Source organism: Novosphingobium sp. Sphag1I (genome assembly GCF_056279125.1).
Map to the genome: position 1 here is coordinate 20,329 of NZ_JBWBQS010000021.1, position 18,872 is coordinate 39,200.

The 18,872-nt window shown below is 57.7% G+C and carries 23 protein-coding genes and 2 pseudogenes; 14 read left to right on the forward strand and 11 right to left on the reverse strand.

Annotated features, from left to right (window positions below; genetic code table 11):
• Positions 1–82: 82 nt before the first annotated feature.
• Entirely contained in the window at positions 83–1,768 is a 1,686-nt protein-coding gene (locus tag ACZ9HU_RS19470; protein ID WP_476107517.1) for a copper resistance system multicopper oxidase, read from the reverse strand.
• Positions 1,769–1,853: 85 nt separating this feature from the next.
• On the opposite strand from ACZ9HU_RS19470, the gene ACZ9HU_RS19475 reads away from it, so the two are divergent.
• The gene (locus tag ACZ9HU_RS19475; RefSeq protein ID WP_476107451.1) at positions 1,854–2,147 is read left to right on the forward strand and encodes a hypothetical protein; all 294 of its coding nucleotides are present in this window, start codon (positions 1,854–1,856) and stop codon (positions 2,145–2,147) included.
• Between the two features lie 138 nt (positions 2,148–2,285).
• Here the strand turns inward: ACZ9HU_RS19475 and ACZ9HU_RS19480 are convergent, their stop codons facing one another.
• The 7 genes from ACZ9HU_RS19480 to ACZ9HU_RS19510 form a co-directional block, all read right to left on the reverse strand.
• Positions 2,286–2,654: a hypothetical protein gene (locus tag ACZ9HU_RS19480; RefSeq protein ID WP_476107453.1), complete on the reverse strand. Its 369-nt coding sequence runs from the start codon at positions 2,652–2,654 to the stop codon at positions 2,286–2,288.
• 110 nt (positions 2,655–2,764) lie between these two features.
• Positions 2,765–3,202, reverse strand: a complete 438-nt coding sequence (locus tag ACZ9HU_RS19485) for a four-helix bundle copper-binding protein (protein WP_124811422.1) — start codon at positions 3,200–3,202, stop codon at positions 2,765–2,767.
• Between the two features lie 215 nt (positions 3,203–3,417).
• Positions 3,418–3,777 (reverse strand): hypothetical protein, encoded by a 360-nt coding sequence (locus ACZ9HU_RS19490; protein ID WP_476107455.1) that lies wholly within the window; start codon positions 3,775–3,777, stop codon positions 3,418–3,420.
• Between the two features lie 11 nt (positions 3,778–3,788).
• Entirely contained in the window at positions 3,789–4,241 is a 453-nt protein-coding gene (locus ACZ9HU_RS19495; protein WP_124811420.1) for a MerR family transcriptional regulator, read from the reverse strand.
• 144 nt (positions 4,242–4,385) lie between these two features.
• Positions 4,386–4,730, reverse strand: coding sequence for a hypothetical protein (locus tag ACZ9HU_RS19500; protein WP_292694195.1), 345 nt, complete (start codon positions 4,728–4,730; stop codon positions 4,386–4,388).
• Positions 4,731–4,831: 101 nt separating this feature from the next.
• Positions 4,832–5,194: a hypothetical protein gene (locus tag ACZ9HU_RS19505; RefSeq protein ID WP_476107458.1), complete on the reverse strand. Its 363-nt coding sequence runs from the start codon at positions 5,192–5,194 to the stop codon at positions 4,832–4,834.
• 117 nt (positions 5,195–5,311) lie between these two features.
• Entirely contained in the window at positions 5,312–6,688 is a 1,377-nt protein-coding gene (locus ACZ9HU_RS19510; protein ID WP_476107461.1) for an MBL fold metallo-hydrolase RNA specificity domain-containing protein, read from the reverse strand.
• 476 nt (positions 6,689–7,164) lie between these two features.
• On the opposite strand from ACZ9HU_RS19510, the gene ACZ9HU_RS19515 reads away from it, so the two are divergent.
• Both ACZ9HU_RS19515 and ACZ9HU_RS19520 read left to right on the forward strand, forming a co-directional pair.
• Complete coding sequence (locus tag ACZ9HU_RS19515) at positions 7,165–7,821, forward strand: LOG family protein (protein ID WP_292694200.1); 657 nt, start codon at positions 7,165–7,167, stop codon at positions 7,819–7,821.
• Between the two features lie 146 nt (positions 7,822–7,967).
• A complete protein-coding gene (locus ACZ9HU_RS19520; protein WP_292694203.1) occupies positions 7,968–8,282 on the forward strand; it encodes a hypothetical protein in 315 nt (104 codons plus the stop codon).
• 119 nt (positions 8,283–8,401) lie between these two features.
• Here ACZ9HU_RS19520 and ACZ9HU_RS19525 read toward each other — a convergent pair whose 3' ends face one another.
• Positions 8,402–8,620, reverse strand: a complete 219-nt coding sequence (locus ACZ9HU_RS19525) for a hypothetical protein (RefSeq protein ID WP_292923840.1) — start codon at positions 8,618–8,620, stop codon at positions 8,402–8,404.
• Between the two features lie 194 nt (positions 8,621–8,814).
• On the opposite strand from ACZ9HU_RS19525, the gene ACZ9HU_RS19530 reads away from it, so the two are divergent.
• The 6 genes and pseudogenes from ACZ9HU_RS19530 to ACZ9HU_RS19555 all read left to right on the forward strand — a co-directional run.
• Positions 8,815–10,134, forward strand: coding sequence for a type II restriction endonuclease (locus tag ACZ9HU_RS19530; protein WP_084280823.1), 1,320 nt, complete (start codon positions 8,815–8,817; stop codon positions 10,132–10,134).
• 90 nt (positions 10,135–10,224) lie between these two features.
• Positions 10,225–10,467 (forward strand): DUF2933 domain-containing protein, encoded by a 243-nt coding sequence (locus tag ACZ9HU_RS19535; protein ID WP_124811417.1) that lies wholly within the window; start codon positions 10,225–10,227, stop codon positions 10,465–10,467.
• Entirely contained in the window at positions 10,464–11,126 is a 663-nt protein-coding gene (locus ACZ9HU_RS19540) for a methyltransferase family protein (protein ID WP_138012913.1), read from the forward strand. The genes ACZ9HU_RS19535 and ACZ9HU_RS19540 overlap by 4 nt, the downstream gene beginning before the upstream one ends.
• Before the next feature lie 24 nt (positions 11,127–11,150).
• Positions 11,151–11,465, forward strand: a complete 315-nt coding sequence (locus ACZ9HU_RS19545; protein ID WP_138012912.1) for a YHS domain-containing protein — start codon at positions 11,151–11,153, stop codon at positions 11,463–11,465.
• Positions 11,455–11,736 (forward strand): DUF5676 family membrane protein, encoded by a 282-nt coding sequence (locus ACZ9HU_RS19550; RefSeq protein ID WP_138012911.1) that lies wholly within the window; start codon positions 11,455–11,457, stop codon positions 11,734–11,736. The genes ACZ9HU_RS19545 and ACZ9HU_RS19550 overlap by 11 nt, the downstream gene beginning before the upstream one ends.
• 201 nt (positions 11,737–11,937) lie before the next feature.
• A pseudogene (locus ACZ9HU_RS19555) lies at positions 11,938–12,087 on the forward strand (transaldolase family protein); the annotation flags it as partial.
• Here ACZ9HU_RS19555 and ACZ9HU_RS19560 read toward each other — a convergent pair.
• A protein-coding gene (locus ACZ9HU_RS19560; RefSeq protein ID WP_476107468.1) for an IS3 family transposase occupies positions 12,047–13,200 on the reverse strand; the annotation gives its coding sequence in 2 pieces (ribosomal slippage) (positions 12,047–12,948 and positions 12,948–13,200; 1,155 coding nt in all). The pseudogene ACZ9HU_RS19555 and the gene ACZ9HU_RS19560 sit on opposite strands and share 41 nt — an antisense overlap.
• Before the next feature lie 338 nt (positions 13,201–13,538).
• Between ACZ9HU_RS19560 and ACZ9HU_RS19565 the strand changes: the two genes are divergently transcribed.
• A complete protein-coding gene (locus tag ACZ9HU_RS19565) occupies positions 13,539–13,907 on the forward strand; it encodes a DUF1622 domain-containing protein (protein WP_072384129.1) in 369 nt (122 codons plus the stop codon).
• A 14-nt stretch (positions 13,908–13,921) separates the two neighbouring features.
• Here ACZ9HU_RS19565 and ACZ9HU_RS19570 read toward each other — a convergent pair.
• Positions 13,922–14,736: pseudogene (locus ACZ9HU_RS19570) on the reverse strand (IS5 family transposase).
• Between the two features lie 218 nt (positions 14,737–14,954).
• On the opposite strand from ACZ9HU_RS19570, the gene ACZ9HU_RS19575 reads away from it, so the two are divergent.
• The 4 genes from ACZ9HU_RS19575 to ACZ9HU_RS19590 are packed head-to-tail and all read left to right on the forward strand — an operon-like array spanning position 14,955 to position 18,718.
• Positions 14,955–15,341, forward strand: coding sequence for a hypothetical protein (locus tag ACZ9HU_RS19575; protein WP_292943967.1), 387 nt, complete (start codon positions 14,955–14,957; stop codon positions 15,339–15,341).
• A gap of 10 nt (positions 15,342–15,351) precedes the next feature.
• Positions 15,352–17,343, forward strand: a complete 1,992-nt coding sequence (locus ACZ9HU_RS19580) for an FAD-binding oxidoreductase (RefSeq protein ID WP_476107474.1) — start codon at positions 15,352–15,354, stop codon at positions 17,341–17,343.
• A complete protein-coding gene (locus ACZ9HU_RS19585) occupies positions 17,343–18,026 on the forward strand; it encodes an iron reductase (RefSeq protein ID WP_476107476.1) in 684 nt (227 codons plus the stop codon). Before ACZ9HU_RS19580 ends, ACZ9HU_RS19585 begins: the two co-directional genes overlap by 1 nt.
• Positions 18,014–18,718, forward strand: coding sequence for a cytochrome c3 family protein (locus tag ACZ9HU_RS19590; RefSeq protein WP_476107477.1), 705 nt, complete (start codon positions 18,014–18,016; stop codon positions 18,716–18,718). Before ACZ9HU_RS19585 ends, ACZ9HU_RS19590 begins: the two co-directional genes overlap by 13 nt.
• Positions 18,719–18,872 lie beyond the last annotated feature (154 nt).

Consider the following 18,872-nt stretch of genomic DNA (forward strand, 5'->3'; position numbering starts at 1 on the left):
GGAGGAGCTTCCTGTGCGGCCGCGGGAAAGGCTGCGGCGAGGCTTGCGATAGCGGCAAGAACAACAATGTTCGTTGTGGTGCTCATGCGACGACAACCTCGCGGAACATGCCGGCAGCCATGTGGTAAAGCAGATGGCAATGGAATGCCCATCGGCCCATGGCGTCTGCGGTTACGCGAAAGCTCAGGCGCTGCGCAGGCTGCACAACGATCGTGTGCTTGCGCACCTGGAACATGCCTGCCGCGTCCTCCAGGTCACTCCACATCCCGTGAAGATGCATGGGGTGGGACATCATCGTGTCGTTCACGAAGGTGACCCGCAGGCGCTCGTTTGGCCGGAAATGCAATGGCTTGGAATCGTTGAGCTTGATCCCATCAAGCGACCAAATGAACCGCTCCATGTTACCCGTCAGGTGCAGTTCGATATCACGCCCAGGCTCGCGGGGATCAGGGTCTCCATTCGGGCTCTTGAGGTCGGCATAAGTGAGCACGCGCCATGGACGACCGCGCAATCCAGCGCCGGGATCGTCGAGGTTGGTGCGCGGATTATCCACCCGCATGTCATTGTTGGCGCCATACTCGGTGCGCGCATGCCTCGCCGGCGGCGGCATCTCCATCATGCCGTGACCAGTGTGTCCGCCTGCCATTGCCGCCATCGCGCCCATCATATCGATAGGTTCCAACCAAGGACGCTGATCTAGGGCAGGAATCGGGCCGGTCATGCCCGGTGAGGGCGCGATCGTGCCCCGCGCAAAACCTGTCCGGTCCATCGATTGCGCGAAGATCGTGTAAGGCTTGGCATCGGGCATGGTAAATTCGACATCATAGGTCTCGCCCGGCGCGATCCGGAATTCGTCGACTGTGACCGGCTCCACCTTCTGGCCGTCCGTTGCAACGATCGTCAGGGGCAATCCGGGAATGCGAACGTCGAAGAACGTTGCGGTGCCGGCACCGACAAAGCGTAAGCGAACCCGCTCACCGGGGCTGGCCACCCCAGTCCAATTGCCCGCCGCCGTCGTTCCGTTCAGAAGATAGGTATAGGTAGCGGCCGAAACGTCGCTGTAGTCAGTCGGGTTCATCCGCGACGCATTCCACATCTGCCGCTTCTTGATGGCCGCCGCGAGTCCGATTTCCCCGGCATCCTTGACGAAGTCGCCGACAGTGGGCTGTCCGAAATTATAGTAATTGCTCTGCTTCTTGAGATTGAGGAACACCTGCAAGGGCGGCTCATCGGTCCAGTCGCTCAGCATCACGACATAGTCTCGGTCTGGACGCCTGACCTGTCTTTCCCGTGGCTCGATCACGATGGCCCCAAAAAGCCCAGTCTGCTCCGCGAGTGTATGTGCATGGTACCAGAACGTGCCAGACTGACGGATGGGGAAGCGGTACGTGAAGGTTTCACCCGGTGCGATCCCGCCAAAGCTGATGCCCGGTACTCCGTCCATCTCGGCCGGTACGATCAGGCCATGCCAGTGCACGCTTGTCATTTCGTCCAGCTTGTTGTGGACTCGCAGCGTCACGGTATCGCCCTCTCGGAAGCGCAACGTCGGCGCGGGAACGCGGCCATTCACTGCCGTCGCAATACGACGTTTGCCCGTATAATTTACGGGCAAACCTGCAATCTCGAGATCGAATTCCGTACCCGAAAGCGCGGCGCCGCCGTCTGATCCGGAGGCCCAGGCGGGCAACGCAAGACTGGAGGCCACCCCTCCAACAAGGAGGCCTTGAACAAACCGTCGACGTCCAATTGCAGGCATAACGAATGGCATATTCACGAGAAGGAGATCCTTATATAATTGACGTTGGGTTTGCGAACTACTGACTTTTAGGAGACTTGTCCGTAGTACTATTGTGATGTCGCGGAAGAATAAACCAATAGCTTTTCTTAAGATCGCCTTCTACTATATGAACATGGGCAAAATGCTCGTCGAATATCTGATCGACTTCCACATGTCCGACCAATTTGCGATATCGGTGCGCCTGCCGATATACCTCCAAAACTTGGCCCTGATGCGCTCCATCAAGCCTTCCGAGGCAGACCACAGCTCCGCCAGAATCGACACGGACGACCTCACCACGCATGAAGAAGCTATGGCCGATGCCAAGCGCATATGCTGGCGATACTGCAACGACTACTGCAGCCATTGAAACTGTCGCAAGAACCTTCCGCATCATGGCATTTCTCTCATTTGGCTATCTGGTGACATGGTGCGGCGATGCATGAAGGGCCCGCCGCAGGGGCGCGCGGCGGGCCGCCCAGCCCCGGACATTTCCGTGAGCCGAACTCTACATGTCGCTCATTGGCATAGGCTTATCCGCCGACTTCATGCTTTTGGGTGGGCAACAAGCTTTTCCCGATGGCATGGGCATCGGTGTCTGGCTTTGTGCAGCATCGGGTGCCATTCCGCCTCCAGAAGATTGCTGCATGTTCTGCATGCCCATTTGATGATCATGCATCATCCGATCATGCATCTGCTGCGCGCCATGATCCATGCCCTGCATGTGCTCCTTACTTGGAGCTGACGGAGTCGGTGTAGCCTTGGGCTTTGGCGCCTGCACCACTTTCATGCCGGGAGGAAGTTCATCGGCCAACACGTAGCCGGATCCGGCCACAGCCAGCCCCAAAAGAGCAAGATAAATTGCTGACCAACGCATATTCCGATCTCCAGCTATTGCTGCGTTACTTCGTGAACACCAAATTGAGACCACGTTGATGCAATGCTGGCATCCGTATCGGTATACGTAATGTGCGAAGCTAGATCCTATTATCCCATCGTCGCCATGTGCCTGCAGCTTTCCGAACAGCTCCGACAACTCTCCACACAACGTGCCAGAGAGGGGTTGCTACCTTGTTGGCCACAGGCGCGGGCACACCTCTCGCAAACCTCGGCACAAGCCTGACAGAGCACCGCATGCAAGGGCGAACGTCTGATCATGGAGTTTGCCGTAGTTTGGCAGATCTCCGCACAATCGCTCAACATCGCAGCGAGTTGCAATGCAGTGGCGCTGGCCCCCATCACGGTAAGGCCAGCGGCTGTCTCCAGGCACATCACATGCGACGCCCAGCACAGATCGATGCAATCCTTCATCGGCATTGGCATAGGCATGCCGCGTTCGCCATCATTCTTGCCACTGGCCTGACCAGTAACACCTGCCACTAGCAGAACAGCTCCCCCTCCCAGTAGTTTGCGTCTTTCCAACATACATTTTCTCCGGATCAAGGTAAAATTCACTCATCCAGACACTGGATTTATTCTCCTGTAATGCCTTAATTGGAACCCAAGCTACTTGCAGAAAAATTTGAAGCCCGCGAGACTGTGGCATGCCAGGACACTATCGTCCCAGCCGACCGCGAGCCGACAGCGTCGGCTCGCGGCCAGTCAAGGTGACACCGTGGGCTCTCCTCCGCCCATCCTGATCACATATCTTTCATTCCCCCGCCCTGCATGCCCGCGGCAGGATCTGCCGGCGGGGTGCTGGGGGCTGGTGAAGCAGGATGGTTCATGCCTGGCCCCATCCGCATGTTGTCGTGATCCATCCTCTGCCGCTGATCTGTTTCCATGCGATTGTGCATATCTTCCGCAGCTGCTGTGGCGCTTGCAGCTGTGGCGTCATCACGCACAGATGATGTCTGGCTATCTGTGGCATTTGTTGCCGCGCTGGACGTTGGGGTCGGCGTGGCCCCCTTATCCTTGCCGTTACAGCCGGCAAGCACAAGGGTGCCTGCCACTACCAGACTGCCGGTCATCCACCGAGCCTTACGATTCCAATTGGTCATGATCGATCCTTTCACACGAGTTGGTCCACTGGGCATTCTGCCAAATCACTGTTCAAGTGCTCGGCAGAACTCTTCTCGGTTCTCAGCCTCATCCAGAGGGGTTGCGAACAGGAAGCTTGAGAGGCGCTTGATTGATCGGCAAGCAACTGCTCAACTTGCCTTAAGCGGCCGATGTTGCTCTCTGCGGCGATCAGTTTTCCGCGGGTTACAGCCAGCAAATCTTCGACGCGCGACGGAGCAGCTGCGGATGCTTCGAGCAGGTCTCGCGTCTGCTCGAGCGTAAAACCGAGATCCTGCACCGACCGAATGAATTTCAGACGGGCGAGCTCATCGTCATTGTACAAGCGGTATCCTGCCTGACTTCGCGCGGATGCCTGGAGAAGGCCAAGCCTTTCATAGTAGCGGATCGTGTCGCGACCCACCTCCGCTGCAGCAGCGAGTTCGCCAATCTTGAAATTGGCCATAGCATCCGTCTCCAATCCGCAGGCCCAAGCTTATCTTTCATTTGTACCTGCAGCCAATGATGTTCACTCTTGCCGATCGCCGCCTTTTTTGGGCGTGTTGTCTACAAGCAACGCTGTGCGTTCACTGACCGATCAATGGTGTCGTTATAAATCTATAATATCGATCATGTTTATTTCACCATCAACTACCGATACATGAGCATAATGGTCATCTATTATCTGATCGATTGATACGTGACCTACAGTCTTCTGGCGATATTGCCCGGCGTGACGCCTGCGAAGGTAGACCGGTGCGGGGCGATAGATCTTAAACACTTGTCCGATTTCAGCACCGTCAACGCGGCCAATGCAAACAATGGGCCCGCGATAGTCAATTCCGATGATCGAACCTCGCATGAGCCAGGTATGGCCAATGCCTTGAGCGCTTGCTGGTACGCTGGCTGCGAAGAGGGGCACCTCAAATGCCATCATCACGTGAGCCTTGGCCACGCAATCCTCCAGTTCTTGTCACCAGCGCCGGTTGCTGCTGGCCCCTCCGTGCAGAGAACCCAACAGCAGCACGTTCAGGCGTCGGTCATGACCACGAGGGATCAGTGGCTGCGAGCCAGTTCGACGATGTCGTTCTTCGCAGGCATTCCGTCCACGACAGTGACATGGGCGAAATGGTCATCAAAAACATGGTCGATGCGAACATGACCGACATCTTGGCGATGGTAGCTAGGAGCGCCTGTGCCCTTGTTCGGACCCGGGTGATAGACGGCACGGACCACATTCAGGGTCTGGCCAACTTCTGCGCCATCGGCCTTGCCGATGCAGACGACAGTGCCGGTCTTGTCGACGGCGACAACAGTACCGCGCATGAACCACGTGTGGCCGATACCTTGAGCGAGGACCGGGGCAGCTCCAAGCATCGATATGCCTGCAATCGCAACCATGAGAGACTTCTTGATCATTTTCGACTCCTTCGTGAATTATTTAAGGCCGCCCCCAGGCCTTATGGGGAAGAGCCGTTCTTCAAAGTCCGGAGTAAGGACCAAGCTCCAAGCTCAACATACGTAATGGTCACATTTTCATGAGCCATGCGCGCGGGAGGTGAGATCGCCCCAGCTTCCGAGAGCAGGCGTGGTACATGTCCAATCTAGCTCGTGCCGAATCCGTTCGGCCAGACTGGCAGAGGCACTCGCCTCTCCGTGCGTGACGAACGTCATTTTCGGTGCTTGCGGCATGCCAGAAAGCCAACGCAAGATCTCGTTGCAATCAGCATGGGCCGACAGCATCGAAAGATTGGTTACTTCGGCAAAAACCGGCACGATCTCGCCGTAAATCTTTACCGAGGTCGCCCCGGCGACAAGCGCCGCACCTCGGGTACCGGCTGCCTGGAAGCCTGCAAAAAGCAGCAGGTTCTTCGGATCCGGGGCAAACTGTGCGAGGTGGTGAAGGACACGCCCGCCGGTCGCCATGCCACTTGCCGAAATGATGACCTTGGGATTGCTATCCGCCGTCAGCGCCTTCGACTCGTCGGCATCGCGTACATAGTGCGCTACGGCGCACGCGGCTTTGCATTCATCATGCGACAGGCGATGATCCCCCGAGTTTGCGCACATGATGCCGCTGGCGTCGATTGCCATGGGGCTGTCGAGGTAGACAGGCACGCCCTGAAGACGACCGGCCTTCTTCAAGAGAGACAGGTAGTAAAGGAGCGATTGGGCCCTCCCCACCGCGAAGGCCGGGATTACGACCGTACCCCCCCGGGCAACGCATCGCTCAATACACTCACCCAAGGCTTCTTCAGGTGAAACAGCGTCGTGCTCCCGATCGCCATAGGTAGATTCGACGACCAGAAAGTCAGCCAGCGGCGGAGGAGCGGGATCGAACATCACAGCGTCGTCATAACGCCCAAGGTCGCCCGAAAAGACGACCTTGGTTCCTTTCCAGTCGATCTCGATCGAAGCTGCTCCGAGAATATGCCCGGCGCGGTGGAAGCGGGCCGAAACTCCCGGGGCAACTTCGATGGACTCATCGAATCTGACGCCCTGAAAGTGCTCCAGCGCGTTCAACGCATCGTTCTGGGTATAAAGTGGCAGCGCAGGTTGGTGCCGCGAAGAGCCTCGACGGTTTGCGAACTGGGCATCCTTTTCCTGCAGGTGGCCGCTGTCCGGTAGAAGTAGTTCACAAAGCTCGGCTGTTGCCCGGGTGGTGAGAACCCGGCCCCTCCAACCATCACGGACCAAACGCGGAATGGCACCGGAATGATCGAGATGCGCGTGCGTCAGCAGGATCGTCTCTACCCCTGCAATTTCTGGCGGAGGGGGAGCCCAGTTGAGGTTGCGTAAATCGCGACCGCCCTGGAACAGTCCACTATCCACCAACAAGCGCGTGCTGTCATCCTCGAGGAGATAGCGCGATCCGGTGACGGTGCCGCTCGCCCCGAAGAACCCGATCGCCAATCCTCCGCCAGCAGGTCTTGGCTCCACCTCAAACGTGGCTTGAGGGGCCCGCTTGGCACGAAATGCCCCCGAGTTTTGTCCTTCTGGTGTCGATTCTTGTGCCCGTGCATGGACATCGCTCCCGCGCTTGTGGATTTCTGCATGGATTGGCTAGCCCATTGGGCTGCGACCATACGTAATGATCGCAGACGGACACAGCCGGGAACATGTGATGTTTACATATGGCGCGGCATTCGTCGCGCCAGCACTGAGACAGTCTCGCGAACGCAGCCTGAAAAAACCGATGACCACAAGATACATGCTTTGAACGGGACAAGAATGTGACTCCAGATGATACCCCATTCTGCAGCGCTCTAACGCCACATCCCTGTGAGCATTGCTTCCCCAGCCACCACGCAGCGGATTTGCCATCTTACAGGCTCGCCGCCTTGGATCAGGACTTCATTCTTGGGGACTCAATGCGCGGAGTTCGCTTCATGCTCGAATACGAGAAGGTGGAGGAAGCGTTGCGCGAATGGGGCGTCCTTTCAACCATTGTCGTATTTGGAAGTGCTCGCGTTCGAGAGGCGCAGACAGGCAGGAGGGGCGCCTGGTATGACGAAGCCCGCAAGTTCGGCCGGCTCGCCTCCAAGAAGGGGGGCGCGCTGACCCGCAATGGTGGCAAACGCATGAACGTGATCGCCACAGGAGGAGGACCAGGGATCATGGAGGCGGCCAACCGCGGCGCCCATGACGTCTGCGCGCCTTCTATCGGCTTCAATATCACGCTCCCTCACGAACAGGTCCCAAATCCTTACACGACGCCCGAACTCACATTCCGTTTTCACTATTTCGCGATCCGCAAGATGCATCTGGCCATGCGCGCCAGTGCGCTGGTGGTCTTCCCAGGTGGATTTGGAACCATGGACGAGATGTTCGAAATTCTGACATTGCGGCAGACCGGCAAGGCTCCTAAGGTCCCTATCATCTTGTTTGATCGAGCTTATTGGCAAAGCGCCATCAATTTGGATGTTTTCGCCGAGAACGGCATGATCGACAGCGAAGACCGCGACTTGTTTTCGTATGCCGATAGCGCCGAGGCTCTCTGGGCAACCCTCATTGACCAGGGGCTCAGTCCGGCTATTTCCGACTAAGCCCCTGCCCGGCTCCACCCGACCTGCGGGGAATTCCGCGCTAGATCCGAAGCATTCGTTATATACGTATATCGATGCCAATCTTGATCGCCACATAAGGCCCCTGAGGCTGGCCTAACCAAGGCTGCCAAGGAAAGGACCGCTGTATGCGCAAGACAACGATGATTTTTGCCGCCCTAGGGTTGCTGGCTTCCGGCACCGCTCCGGCATTAGCCGATCAAATGCCCCCCGGCATGAAGGATTTGCCCGCTCACAAACATCCTGCAAAGCCGAAGCCCAAGCACTCTGCAGGGTCTCAGCACCGTCCGGCGGGCCAGACGGGCGGACATAAAATGTCCGGTGGTCACATGATGTCCGGAGGGAATATGATGAAAGGCGGACACATGATGCAGGGGGGGCAGATGCCAATGACCTCGCCGACGCCGCCTGCTCCCAAGAAATCAGGTGGCGGCTGCTGCTGAATACCGCGATAACTCCGAGATAGTAATCGCTGGCACCTCATGCTTCCAAGGTCCGCCGCCTCGTTGGGTGGCGGACCTTTATCATATTTAGATAAGCTTACATCCTTTGGGCTCGCAATCTATTGCGTCTTGCCGAGGATTTCCATGCACCGAGAATGCGATATGTTCATGGGATTCAACCCCATGCCTTTCATCTCCTGATGGTCATGCCGGGTCCCGAGACCCATATCACTTTCCATCTTCCGGCAGCTTTCCACCTCAGCCGAGGTAGCGGGAACAGAAGCACAGGCCCCCAAAGCCATCGTGACCATGGCTGCAATTGGAATGTATTTTTCCATAGATCCGTCCCATCATGAACAAGGTGTTCCTCCTGCGGGCAGATCTTTATCGTTTCATAATGGCGCCTATCCAAATGTCAGTCAACCAACTCGGCTGCGTGAGCCGGATAGCCTGATGCAATTATGTCACAAATGAAAGGCGGGGACCGGGAAACTCCTTGCGCTTTCGAAAGCGCAATCGCATCCCTGCAGCCATGAGCCAACTAATCGAAACGAATGATCAATCCTGCGTTCCGAATGCCTTGGTGCGCCAATTGATCCTGCAGTGGCGCGAAGATCCCGGTGCGACTTACAGGGGTTGGTTCCTCTGGGAGGAGCGCCTGAAGAACTTCCGCTCAATCCGCCGCGGCATAGCACAAGTCGTATCTGAGATCGAGCAAGGCACATTTGGCGTGACCTACCGCAACTCCTCGCTGGAAACGGTCGTTCACTCGATTGCCGAACAGCGACAGATTTTTCGGGGCGCGGATCACGCTTTCCTCTGGAAGCCCAAACTACGCATACCCGATATCTACGAAGACGCCGCGAACCAGAGAGCATTTGGTCAACTGCTCGCCAACTGCGCCTGTTGCGACACCGCTGATGCGATCATCAACCACATCCACGCAATCGACCGCAGGAAGATCAAGGGTCTCGGGCCAGCGGTGGCCAACCTGCTTTATTTTCTGCACCCAACGCTCATCCCGCCGTTCAATACAGCAATCGTGAAGGGTTATAACGCCGTAGCAAACGCAAACGTGAAGCTTGGGAGCTGGCCGCACTTCCTCGCAATGCGAAGCGGGGTCATCGAATTCAATGACCGCTATCGCGATCTGCTTTCGAACGATCTCGGCGCGATCGGCGGGTTTCTGTTTGACGTCGGTTCAGGACGCTACCCAGTGCCGCCCCAAACGACCGATGCCTCCAGCGTCACCGACTGGAATGCGCGACTGCAGGCTGCACGATCCGAAGCCGAAAGCTTGAACAAGCTATCGCTATCCAACCAGGAGAGCGACCGCACGCATACAGAGGTCCAGGCCTGGCTGCGCGATCTTGGCAAGTCCCTGGGGTTTAGCGTCTGGATTGCCGCCAATGACCGGGGGCGCCTTTACCAAAACGCGCCTTTGTCGAAAGGATGCTTGGACCAACTGCCCCCGAACCTGATGAGTTGTCCAGGAGCAGATGCCATTCGTCTGATCGATGTCTTATGGATCGACGAAGCCAATCAGTCTGTCGCCGCCGCCTTCGAGGTCGAGCATACGACGTCAATCTATTCGGGTATCGTCCGCATGCTCGACCTGGCGCTGAGTGGCGACAGCCTTCACGCTACGGCAGGCTTGTTTCTGGTCGCACCTGACGCGCGCGAAGGCGACGTGCGAGCGCAGCTCCAGCGCCCTGCATTCAGCCGCATCGGCGATCTGGATATTGCCTACCTTCCGTATGGCGAACTTGCTCGACATCGGGATGCCATCGCGCGCTTCGGCTCGGGTCTCAAGGGGATCAAGGCTATCGCCAGCCCGCTCGGTCGGACCTGACCAAAAGCTTGTCAAAATGTGGTGTTTACGGATGGAGGGATTGAGGTCAGCGAGCCACCATGGCCACTCCTATTAAATGCGGGACGTGCCATGGATTGTTGCGGCAATGACAATAAGAGGAAAAATGCTGCGCCGAAATCAGTGCGGAATGGCCGTTGGTGGTTCGAGAAACTCGCGTTCCTGACGTTTTTTCTCGTCGGTGGATATTACCTTGTGACCGAGCATCGTGCTCACCTGTTTGGTTTTCTACCGTACGCCATATTGTTGATTTGCCCGATCATGCACTTGTTCATGCACAAAGGGCATCACCGTAGCAGTGGAGATGGGAAATGACCCACTCTGACACTCCGGCTTATGGCCTTTGGGGACTAGCATTCGTCAACGCGGCGATCTTCATTTTCTTTGCTTTCAGTTTCTTCAAGCCTGAAACCAAGCGCGATTGGCGCAGTTTTGGTGCGTTCAGCGCCTTTCTCGTAGCGCTATTTGCAGAAATGTACGGATTCCCTCTGACGATCTATATTTTGTCAGGCTGGCTGCAATCGCGCTTTCCAGGGATCGACTGGTTCTCACATGACGCCGGACACCTTCTCGAAATGATGTTCGGGTGGCGCGTAAATCCGCATTTCGGTCCATTCCATATTGCCAGCTTCGTCTTCATTGGCGGTGGTTTTATGCTGATTTCATCTGGCTGGAAGGCTCTGCATTCCGCCCAACAGCATCATGCACTGGCCACTACCGGTCTCTATGCACGGATGCGGCACCCCCAATATACAGGGTTCATCGCAGTGATGTTCGGCTTCCTGCTGCAGTGGCCGACCTTGCTAACGCTCGCGATGTTTCCAGTTCTGGTCGTTATGTATGTGCGCCTCGCCCGCCATGAAGAGCGTGATGCAATCCGCGAATTTGGCGACCAATACCGGCAATACATGGCACTCGTGCCCGGTTTCATTCCGAGACTTGGATACCGCGATCACAGTCCAAGCGGTCGCTAGCGCAGCAATTAAGAGGAGCGTATCGTGGGAACTGTCGCATACCTTCTCGTCTGGGGCCTGCTCTTCATGTTCATGATGCGCTTCGGCTGCGGTGCGCACGTTATGGGGCACCATAGACATCACCGGAATGACAACGACATGCAGGATCATACGGCACAAGCAGTCGATCCGGTATGCGGCATGGCTGTGGATACAGCCAGCGCCAAGACCGCCGCGATCGGAGGCCGGGTATGGCATTTCTGCTCGGGGGCATGCCGTGACAAGTTCGAAGCCAACCCGCAGCTCTATGCGGCGCCTGGCAATATCGCGCCATCAGGAGAACCACGCCATGCCGCATGATCGCCATCAGCCGGCTTTGATCCCGGTTTTCACCAGTGGGTTTGCACTGAGCCTGTTCTTTTCGGTGAGCTACATTCTGTGCATCTTGGGTTACCTTTTCCTGCCCGGCCTACCGGTGCAGCATTCCGCCCTCGCCATCTTTCTGCCGGGGTTCCAGTTGCTGAGTTGGAAGACCTTTCTGCTCGGCCTTGGCGAGGCATTTGGCTGGGGTTGGTACATCGCGCTCGTCTTCGGGCCGCTTTACAATTTTCTGGCCTCGAGGAGTGCATAAAACTGAGAAGCTGGGCCAAGTGTCCTGGGTCTTTGTGTCGGCCGGAACGTCAGCCCGATCACGTTGGGTAGCCTCAGAGCCTTAGCCAATACGCTCAGCTTAGTGAGATATCATGCGTCATTCTCAATAATAAGAGCGCCATTCGGGGCGTCTGATCGAGAGGAGCTGCAGATGACCAGCCGCTTGAACGAGCTTCGCGGAATGGGCCAGGCAGTATGGCTCGATTTCGTTGACCGCAAGTTCCTCGCAGACGGCGGGCTGCGCAAGCTTGTCGGCGAGGACGGCCTAACTGGCGTCACCTCCAATCCGTCTATCTTCGAGAAGGCGATGGGCCACGGCGATACCTATGAGGCCGGATTTCAGTCGATCCTTGGTAATGCCGATGCAAGTGTTCAGGATATTTACGAAAGCCAGGCGTCCGATTTCCCAAAGACGAATGGGGCCGGACATGGTTGTAATCGTAGCGCCAGATGGCCAACTTCCGGCGGGCATCGGCCAGGCTGTCGAACAGTTCCTCATTGAGGAACTCATCGCGCAGCGATCCGTTGAAGCTCTCGATGAACCCGTTCTGCTGGGGCTTGCCGGGATCGATGTAATGCCATTCGATCTGGTTCCTGGCGGCCCATTCGAGGATGGCCCGACTGGTGAACTCGGTGCCATTATCGCTGACAATGCAAGCCGGTTTGCCGTAGAGCCGCACCAGCGTGTCGAGTTCGCGTGCCACGCGTGCCCCGGATATACTGGTGTCCGCGATCAGGCACAGGTTTTCACGGCAACAGTCATCATTGATGGCCAGAATCCTGAACTTGCGCGAGGCGCCGAAGGTGTCGGACACGAAGTCCATCGACCAGCGTGCCCCCGGTGCTAGCGGCACAGGCATCGGCGTGCGGCTGCCCCGCGCCCGTTTGCGCCCACGCCGCCGGCGCACTGACAAGCCTTCCTCCCGATAGAGCCGGTAGAGCTTCTTGTGGTTCATGATCATCCCCTGGCGTTCGAGCATGATCCCGATCCGCCGGTAGCCGAAGCGGCGGCGCTTGCCCGCAACCTCCTTCATGGCGTCACGGATGGCGCTGTGGTCGGGCGGGCGTTCGCGCCGAACCGTTTTGGGATCGACACCAATCAGCCCGCAGGCCCGGCGTTGCGAGATCTCGTATTCCCGCAACACCCGCAGCACCGCGTCCCGCCGCTGGCCCGGTGTCGTCAAACTTTTCCCAACAGATCCTTCAGGATGGCGTTGTCGAGCATGCTGTCCGCCAACAGGCGCTTGAGCTTCCCGTTCTCGTCCTCAAGCTGTCGCAGGCGGCGGGCGTCGGATACCTCCAATCCGCCGTATTTGGCCTTCAGCTTGTAGAACGTCGCCGTGCTCAGTCCGTGCTTGCGGCAAACCTCCACAGTCGGCAGCCCAGCCTCCTGCTCTTTGATCATCCCGATAATCTGCGCCTCGGTGAAACGGCTCTTCCTCATACGTCTGCTCCTTCCTGTGGCAGACTCTACATCAGAATGAGGGATCTTTCGGGGGGCAGGTCAGCAAATGGGTCCTGCGAGGGAACACGTTATTCTACTCATTGGCATTGCCGAAGGGATCAATTGCAGGGCCGTTAACGAAGCGCATGGATATAATTGAACATAGCCCCAAACGGATTGTTGCCATTACCGGACGAAGGGTCCGGCATGTAATGCACCGATGCCCTTGATCCCTGCATGAGCATTATATCTCGATTTGAGAAGAAAAACTCGTTCCTAGACGGAAAGTTATAACCTAAATGGCCCGGCAATGCCGGTGGTAACGGGGGGGTAGTTTGATGGACAGCATTCTCATCGAGGCTATCCACTGGATCACGCGTGCGATAGAAATCACGGGTACGGCGATCATTGTCGTCGGTGCGGGTTACTCGCTTCTCAGATTCCTACTGACAGCGGCAAAGGGCTTGACCGATGAAGGTTCTGTTGGAAGTTTCCGCTCAAATCTGGGGGAAGCCATCCTCTTGGGTCTCGAATTCCTGGTTGCAGCGGACATAATCAATACCATAGCTATTCAGCCAACGCTGAACAGTTTGGCCGTTCTTGCGGGCATTGTGCTTATAAGGACATTTCTGAGCTTCTCTCTTGAAGTTGAGATTAAGGGCCGTTGGCCTTGGCAAAGGGCAACAGGAGTCCACCGCGATGACTGAATAGCAGTTCGGTTTTAGGTTTCGTGGACAAAGGGTATCCACTGGAGGACTGACACGAGATTGACAAAGCCGAGGTAAGATTCCTTGGTTTTGTCGTATCGTGTTGCGATACGCCGCCAGTTCTTGAGTTTGTTGAACAGGCGCTCGACGAGGTTGCGCCAGCGGTATTTTTCGCGGTCGTGCGCGATAGGCTCGCGCCGGTTGCTCTTGGCTGGGATGACCGCTTCGACGTCGGCTTTCGTCAGTTCCTCGCGGATGGCGTCGGCGTCATACCCCTTGTCGGCCAGCAGCGCCTCGATCTTGTCTGCGATCATGCGGAACAGCGGGCCGAAGCCCCGGATGTCGTGGGTCTGCCCTGGTGTCAGGACAAATCCGAGCGGGCGGCCTTTGGCATCGCATCGGGCGTGGAGTTTGGTGCTGAAGCCACCGCGCGATCGGCCAAGCGCCTCGGTTTCCTGAGTCCCTTTTTTATGCCGACGGCACAATGATGTGCCCGGACCACGGTGCTGTCGATCATGTCGGCGGTGGCGTCGCGCTCTACCATTCCAGCCAGCGTTTCCAGCATCGCGTCGAACACCCCAGTCGTAACCCAGCGCCGATAGCGGCGGAACACGCTGTTCCACTTGCCATATTCGTCAGGAAGGTGTCGCCACTGCGAGCCTGTCCGCGCAATCCACATCATGCCTTCGAAATAGAGGCGGTTATCCTGCGCCGGTCGGCAACCGCGACCATACTCAGACGGCAGAAGCGCACCAATGATCGCCCACTCGTCGTCCGCCAGTCCAATCCGCTCGCCCAACGCTGCCTCCAAAAGGCAGCCTTGAATCAAGGCACGAGTCCACTGTCAACCTTTGTCCACGAAACCTAGCACATGCACCCAATCACACAGTCGTCGCTCTACCGCCAGCGCGCATCCATCGGCCGCTCCGTGCCCCACTTTTTTGGGTTCACGGACACTACGTATATCAGCCAGTTTGAGGAGTCGTCCATCAGGGGCATCGCGGCTCGCCAAATTATCGCCGGTCGTTTTTCAACGGAGGAAAGATCATGATGAAAAGTCGCACTTCCTATCTTTATTCGCTGGCATTGATAGGCGGCGTTCTTCTGTCTCCCAGCCTTGCTGCGGCCCAGAGCCAAGGAACAGGACAGGCCTCAACCCAGCCCCCCATGTCTCCCAACGGCAGTGCAATGCCGTCCGGTGGGATGATGGAAGGTCATGACGCGATGCCCGGCATGCAAGGCGGCATGCAAGGCGGCATGCAAATGCCTAAACCCGTTATGGCACAGGACAAGTCAGGATGCTGCGCCAAGAAGATGAAAACTATGGGAAGGTCGAAGCACAGCCCCAGACATCGCAGGCACGCCAAGCCGGCCGCCGCAAAGCCTGCACCGATGCCCGCCGACAAGCCAATGCCCATGCAGGACGATATGTAAGATTATCAGCATGAAGCGTCCGCTCCATCAAATCACTACTCACCGAACTCTCTGGAGTCGGATTGGCTACCGGGTTCTGATCGCACTGACGGTGATGCTCACATCACCGTCGGTCGTGGCGCAAACCGCTGACGAGCACGCTTCGCATCATCCAGGCGGAGGCGGGGCAGCTCCAGCCATGCCTGCCGCAGCCAGCGGCACCGACATGCCTGCAACACAACCCATGGGAGGCTCGGGCACTGACCCAATGGCCGCCATGATGAAGCAGATGATGTCACCGTCGGCCGGATCTGCCGGGCCGGGAGGTATGGGTGGCACAGCCGCGCCCTCCGGCTGTTGCGGGCCAATGGGTGCCAAACCCTTCTACCCCTCGCTGATGCAATGGCCAGCGCTGACCGACGAAGCGCGGCGGGCCGTTCGAGCCGAAGCGCTAAAGCGCCTCGGCTCGGGGACCGAAGTGCTGACTGCCGAGCAATCCCGACTCCATCACGCGCTTGCGTCCAACGACTTCGTAGCTGCCGGTGACGCCATCAAGGGGGCTCGCGAAGGCCTTGCCCAAGCCGACAGCGGCGTGAGCGCCCTCAAGGGACTGGAGGAAGGCAAGGCACCCCGCGAGATCGCTCTCACATGGTTCAAGAACCAAAATGGAATAGGCGGAGCTGAACAAATGGCGACGGATAGCGGCCTTTCCTGGTGGCACATCATTGGAATGGTACTGCTCGCGGCGGCACTCCTTGCCGCCCTGCTCTTGCGGCAGGCTCGGCTTCGTCGCATCGCGAGCCTTGTCGAGCGACTGATGCCAGGGTCGCCCACAGCACAAACTGCAATTGGCGCTCCGGCTGCACCCACAGCGATGGCACAGCCCGCTGTTCTCGCAGGCATGCCACAGTTGTCTGCCGAGACTAATGCTCCGCCGCCCGCTCAACGCCCTTGGAAGGGGGTGCTGCGCATCAAGGCGATCTTCGACGAAACGCCGAACGTGAAAACGTTCCGCTTAATGGAGGCGAACGGCGGTCCCATCCCGTTCACTTTCCTGCCGGGGCAATACGCAACAATCACTTCGGAAATCGACGGACAGAAAGTCCGTCGATCCTACACGATCTCATCATCCCCCACCCAGCGCGACTATATCGAACTCACGATCAAGCGTGAACAATATGGCCTGGAGTCGCGTCATCTTCACGATCATGCCGATACCGGCGATCTCCTTGAAATATCTGCCCCCGCCGGCAGGTTCTTCTTCACGGGGAAGGAAGCCGACGGCATCGTTCTGATCGCCGGCGGCGTTGGCATCACGCCAATGATGAGCGTTCTGCGAAGTCTCACAGACCGGTCCTACGAGCACGACATTTTTCTACTTTACGGCGTGAATACACCAGAAGATCTCATTTTCCGCGATGAGTGCGATCATCTGGCACGTCGCCATCCCAAGCTTCACGTCGCGTATACCGTCGCCAAAGCCGAAGGCACCGATTGGCAAGGCCAGGTGGGCTACATGACGGCAGATTTCATAGCGGCCTCGGTACCCGACATTGCGAAACGACGAGTCCACTTGTGCGGCCCACCCCCCATGATGGCTGCAGTGAAAGAAGCGCTCGCTCAGCTCCAAGTCCCATCAGACCAGGTTAAAACCGAAGAGTTCGCTCCGCTCAAGGGTGGCCCAGTCATGGAAGCCGAACCCTCGGAACCTGTTGCGACACCGGCATTCACCGCTGATCAGGCCGTGCCGATCCCGTCTGCACACGCCACCATCACATTCTCAAAGTCCGGCAAGGCAGGCCCCCTCGCGCCGGACCAGTCGGTGCTCGAAGCCGCCGAGGCGATTGGCGTAGCGATTGATTATGATTGCCGAGCTGGCACCTGCGGTCGGTGCAAAGTGCCACTCCGCCAGGGTCAGGCAACCATGGAGGTCGAGGACGCGCTCGCCGCGGATGAGAAGGCAGCGGGAATCATCCTCGCCTGTCAGGCAAAATCGACGGGTGACCTGGTGGTGGAGGCCTGATGACCGAAACCGAAAAAATCACGGTCGGAGGCCTGGTCAGTGTGCTAACGCTGATCGTCCCCGGATTTCTTATCCATTCCGCGCCCCGCTTCCCGGGCAGCCTTGCCGGGAGCATGTTCGGGATCGCCGCCGCGCTTCTGTTCCTGCTCCTGCTGTCCTACACGGCGGTGAAGCGGCAGGCCTGGATCAAGGAGCGGACCAAAGGCTCCATCTCGCTTGGGGCGCTAATGGGGTTTCACGTCTACGCCGGCGCAATCGGGGCATTGCTCGGCATCATTCACTCCGGCCACAAGTTTCAGAGTCCGCTCGGTGTGAGCCTTGTGATATCGATGCTCGCGGTCGTCGCGAGCGGATTCATCGGGCGATATTATCTTGCGCAGGTCAGCCAGGATCTCCGGCTTCAGCAAAAAGAGCTCAAGCTGCTTCGCGACCGCTACGATGGGTTGGCCACAGTTTCCGTAGCCTGGACCCGCGATAGCGTCGTCGATCCGTCAGGACTGAGGCTCGATCATCTGCTCGGGGCCATTTCAGATCTCGAATTTACAATAATGGCACGGGATGCGATCAAGCGCACCCTCGCGCGGTGGACTGTGTTCCATGTCGCGGTTGCGATTGTGATGTATGGCCTGATGGCATTGCACATTTGGGGCGGCTACTATTACGGCCTTCGGTGGCTGCCGTGAAGCGAACCACAATCCTTTACCTGGTGCTTGCGACGATCGCGCTGCTCGCCGCCGCCGCCATCCCTTTCACCGTCTACCGATCGGGGAGCACGGCGCTGCCTCAATGGTCATCGGCAGTCCGTCCCGGCCCCCTGTCAAGCGCACACGCGTTTCTTGAAGGCAAATGCGAGAGCTGCCATACTCCCAATCAAGGCATCAAGGCCGCAACCTGTATCGCATGCCACGCTTCTGCTCCTGAACTCCTGATGAAACCAGCGACCGCCTTCCACGCCAACCTGAAGGAGTGCACGGGTTGCCACATCGAGCATCAGGGCCGCACTATTCGTCCTGTCAGGATGGATCACCAGGTCGTCGAGGCGATTGCGAAGCGTACTACGGGACAAGTTGCAAAACTCGACTGCCAGTCCTGCCACGCGCCTCGGGATATCCATAAGGGATTCTTCGGACCCGAGTGCGCAAGCTGCCACACAACGGAAAGCTGGAAAATCAGCGGCTTCTTGCATCCCAGCCCGAAATCAACCGAATGCTCGCAATGCCACAAGGCGCCGCCGAGCCATTATATGATGCACTTTGAAATGATGGACAAAATGATCAGCGGGGAGAAACGCGCGCGCGTTGATCAGTGCTTCAGTTGTCACCAGACGGACTCGTTCAATAACATCAAGGGCGTCGGTATGGTCAAGGTACATTGAGCGATCATTTTGCGCAGGTCTATCTGTGAGCCGTCAACATTGCGATCCCGTAACCATCGGCGATTCTATCACCAGGCCAGATTGCACAATGACCTCGCACCAAGATCCAATCTAAGACAATCGGATGCGCCACTTGCGCACGTGTCGATCGCGA

Bases quoted from the DNA above. Each gene is read 5' to 3' on its own strand.
- ACZ9HU_RS19470 (WP_476107517.1), bottom strand. From the start codon at position 1,768: ATGCCATTCGTTATGCCTGCAATTGGACGTCGACGGTTTGTTCAAGGC.
- ACZ9HU_RS19475 (WP_476107451.1), top strand. From the start codon at position 1,854: ATGTCGCGGAAGAATAAACCAATAGCTTTTCTTAAGATCGCCTTCTAC.
- ACZ9HU_RS19480 (WP_476107453.1), bottom strand. From the start codon at position 2,654: ATGCGTTGGTCAGCAATTTATCTTGCTCTTTTGGGGCTGGCTGTGGCC.
- ACZ9HU_RS19485 (WP_124811422.1), bottom strand. From the start codon at position 3,202: ATGTTGGAAAGACGCAAACTACTGGGAGGGGGAGCTGTTCTGCTAGTG.
- ACZ9HU_RS19490 (WP_476107455.1), bottom strand. From the start codon at position 3,777: ATGACCAATTGGAATCGTAAGGCTCGGTGGATGACCGGCAGTCTGGTA.
- ACZ9HU_RS19495 (WP_124811420.1), bottom strand. From the start codon at position 4,241: ATGGCCAATTTCAAGATTGGCGAACTCGCTGCTGCAGCGGAGGTGGGT.
- ACZ9HU_RS19505 (WP_476107458.1), bottom strand. From the start codon at position 5,194: ATGATCAAGAAGTCTCTCATGGTTGCGATTGCAGGCATATCGATGCTT.
- ACZ9HU_RS19515 (WP_292694200.1), top strand. From the start codon at position 7,165: ATGCTCGAATACGAGAAGGTGGAGGAAGCGTTGCGCGAATGGGGCGTC.
- ACZ9HU_RS19520 (WP_292694203.1), top strand. From the start codon at position 7,968: ATGCGCAAGACAACGATGATTTTTGCCGCCCTAGGGTTGCTGGCTTCC.
- ACZ9HU_RS19525 (WP_292923840.1), bottom strand. From the start codon at position 8,620: ATGGAAAAATACATTCCAATTGCAGCCATGGTCACGATGGCTTTGGGG.
- ACZ9HU_RS19530 (WP_084280823.1), top strand. From the start codon at position 8,815: ATGAGCCAACTAATCGAAACGAATGATCAATCCTGCGTTCCGAATGCC.
- ACZ9HU_RS19535 (WP_124811417.1), top strand. From the start codon at position 10,225: ATGGATTGTTGCGGCAATGACAATAAGAGGAAAAATGCTGCGCCGAAA.
- ACZ9HU_RS19540 (WP_138012913.1), top strand. From the start codon at position 10,464: ATGACCCACTCTGACACTCCGGCTTATGGCCTTTGGGGACTAGCATTC.
- ACZ9HU_RS19550 (WP_138012911.1), top strand. From the start codon at position 11,455: ATGCCGCATGATCGCCATCAGCCGGCTTTGATCCCGGTTTTCACCAGT.
- ACZ9HU_RS19565 (WP_072384129.1), top strand. From the start codon at position 13,539: ATGGACAGCATTCTCATCGAGGCTATCCACTGGATCACGCGTGCGATA.
- ACZ9HU_RS19575 (WP_292943967.1), top strand. From the start codon at position 14,955: ATGATGAAAAGTCGCACTTCCTATCTTTATTCGCTGGCATTGATAGGC.
- ACZ9HU_RS19580 (WP_476107474.1), top strand. From the start codon at position 15,352: ATGAAGCGTCCGCTCCATCAAATCACTACTCACCGAACTCTCTGGAGT.
- ACZ9HU_RS19585 (WP_476107476.1), top strand. From the start codon at position 17,343: ATGACCGAAACCGAAAAAATCACGGTCGGAGGCCTGGTCAGTGTGCTA.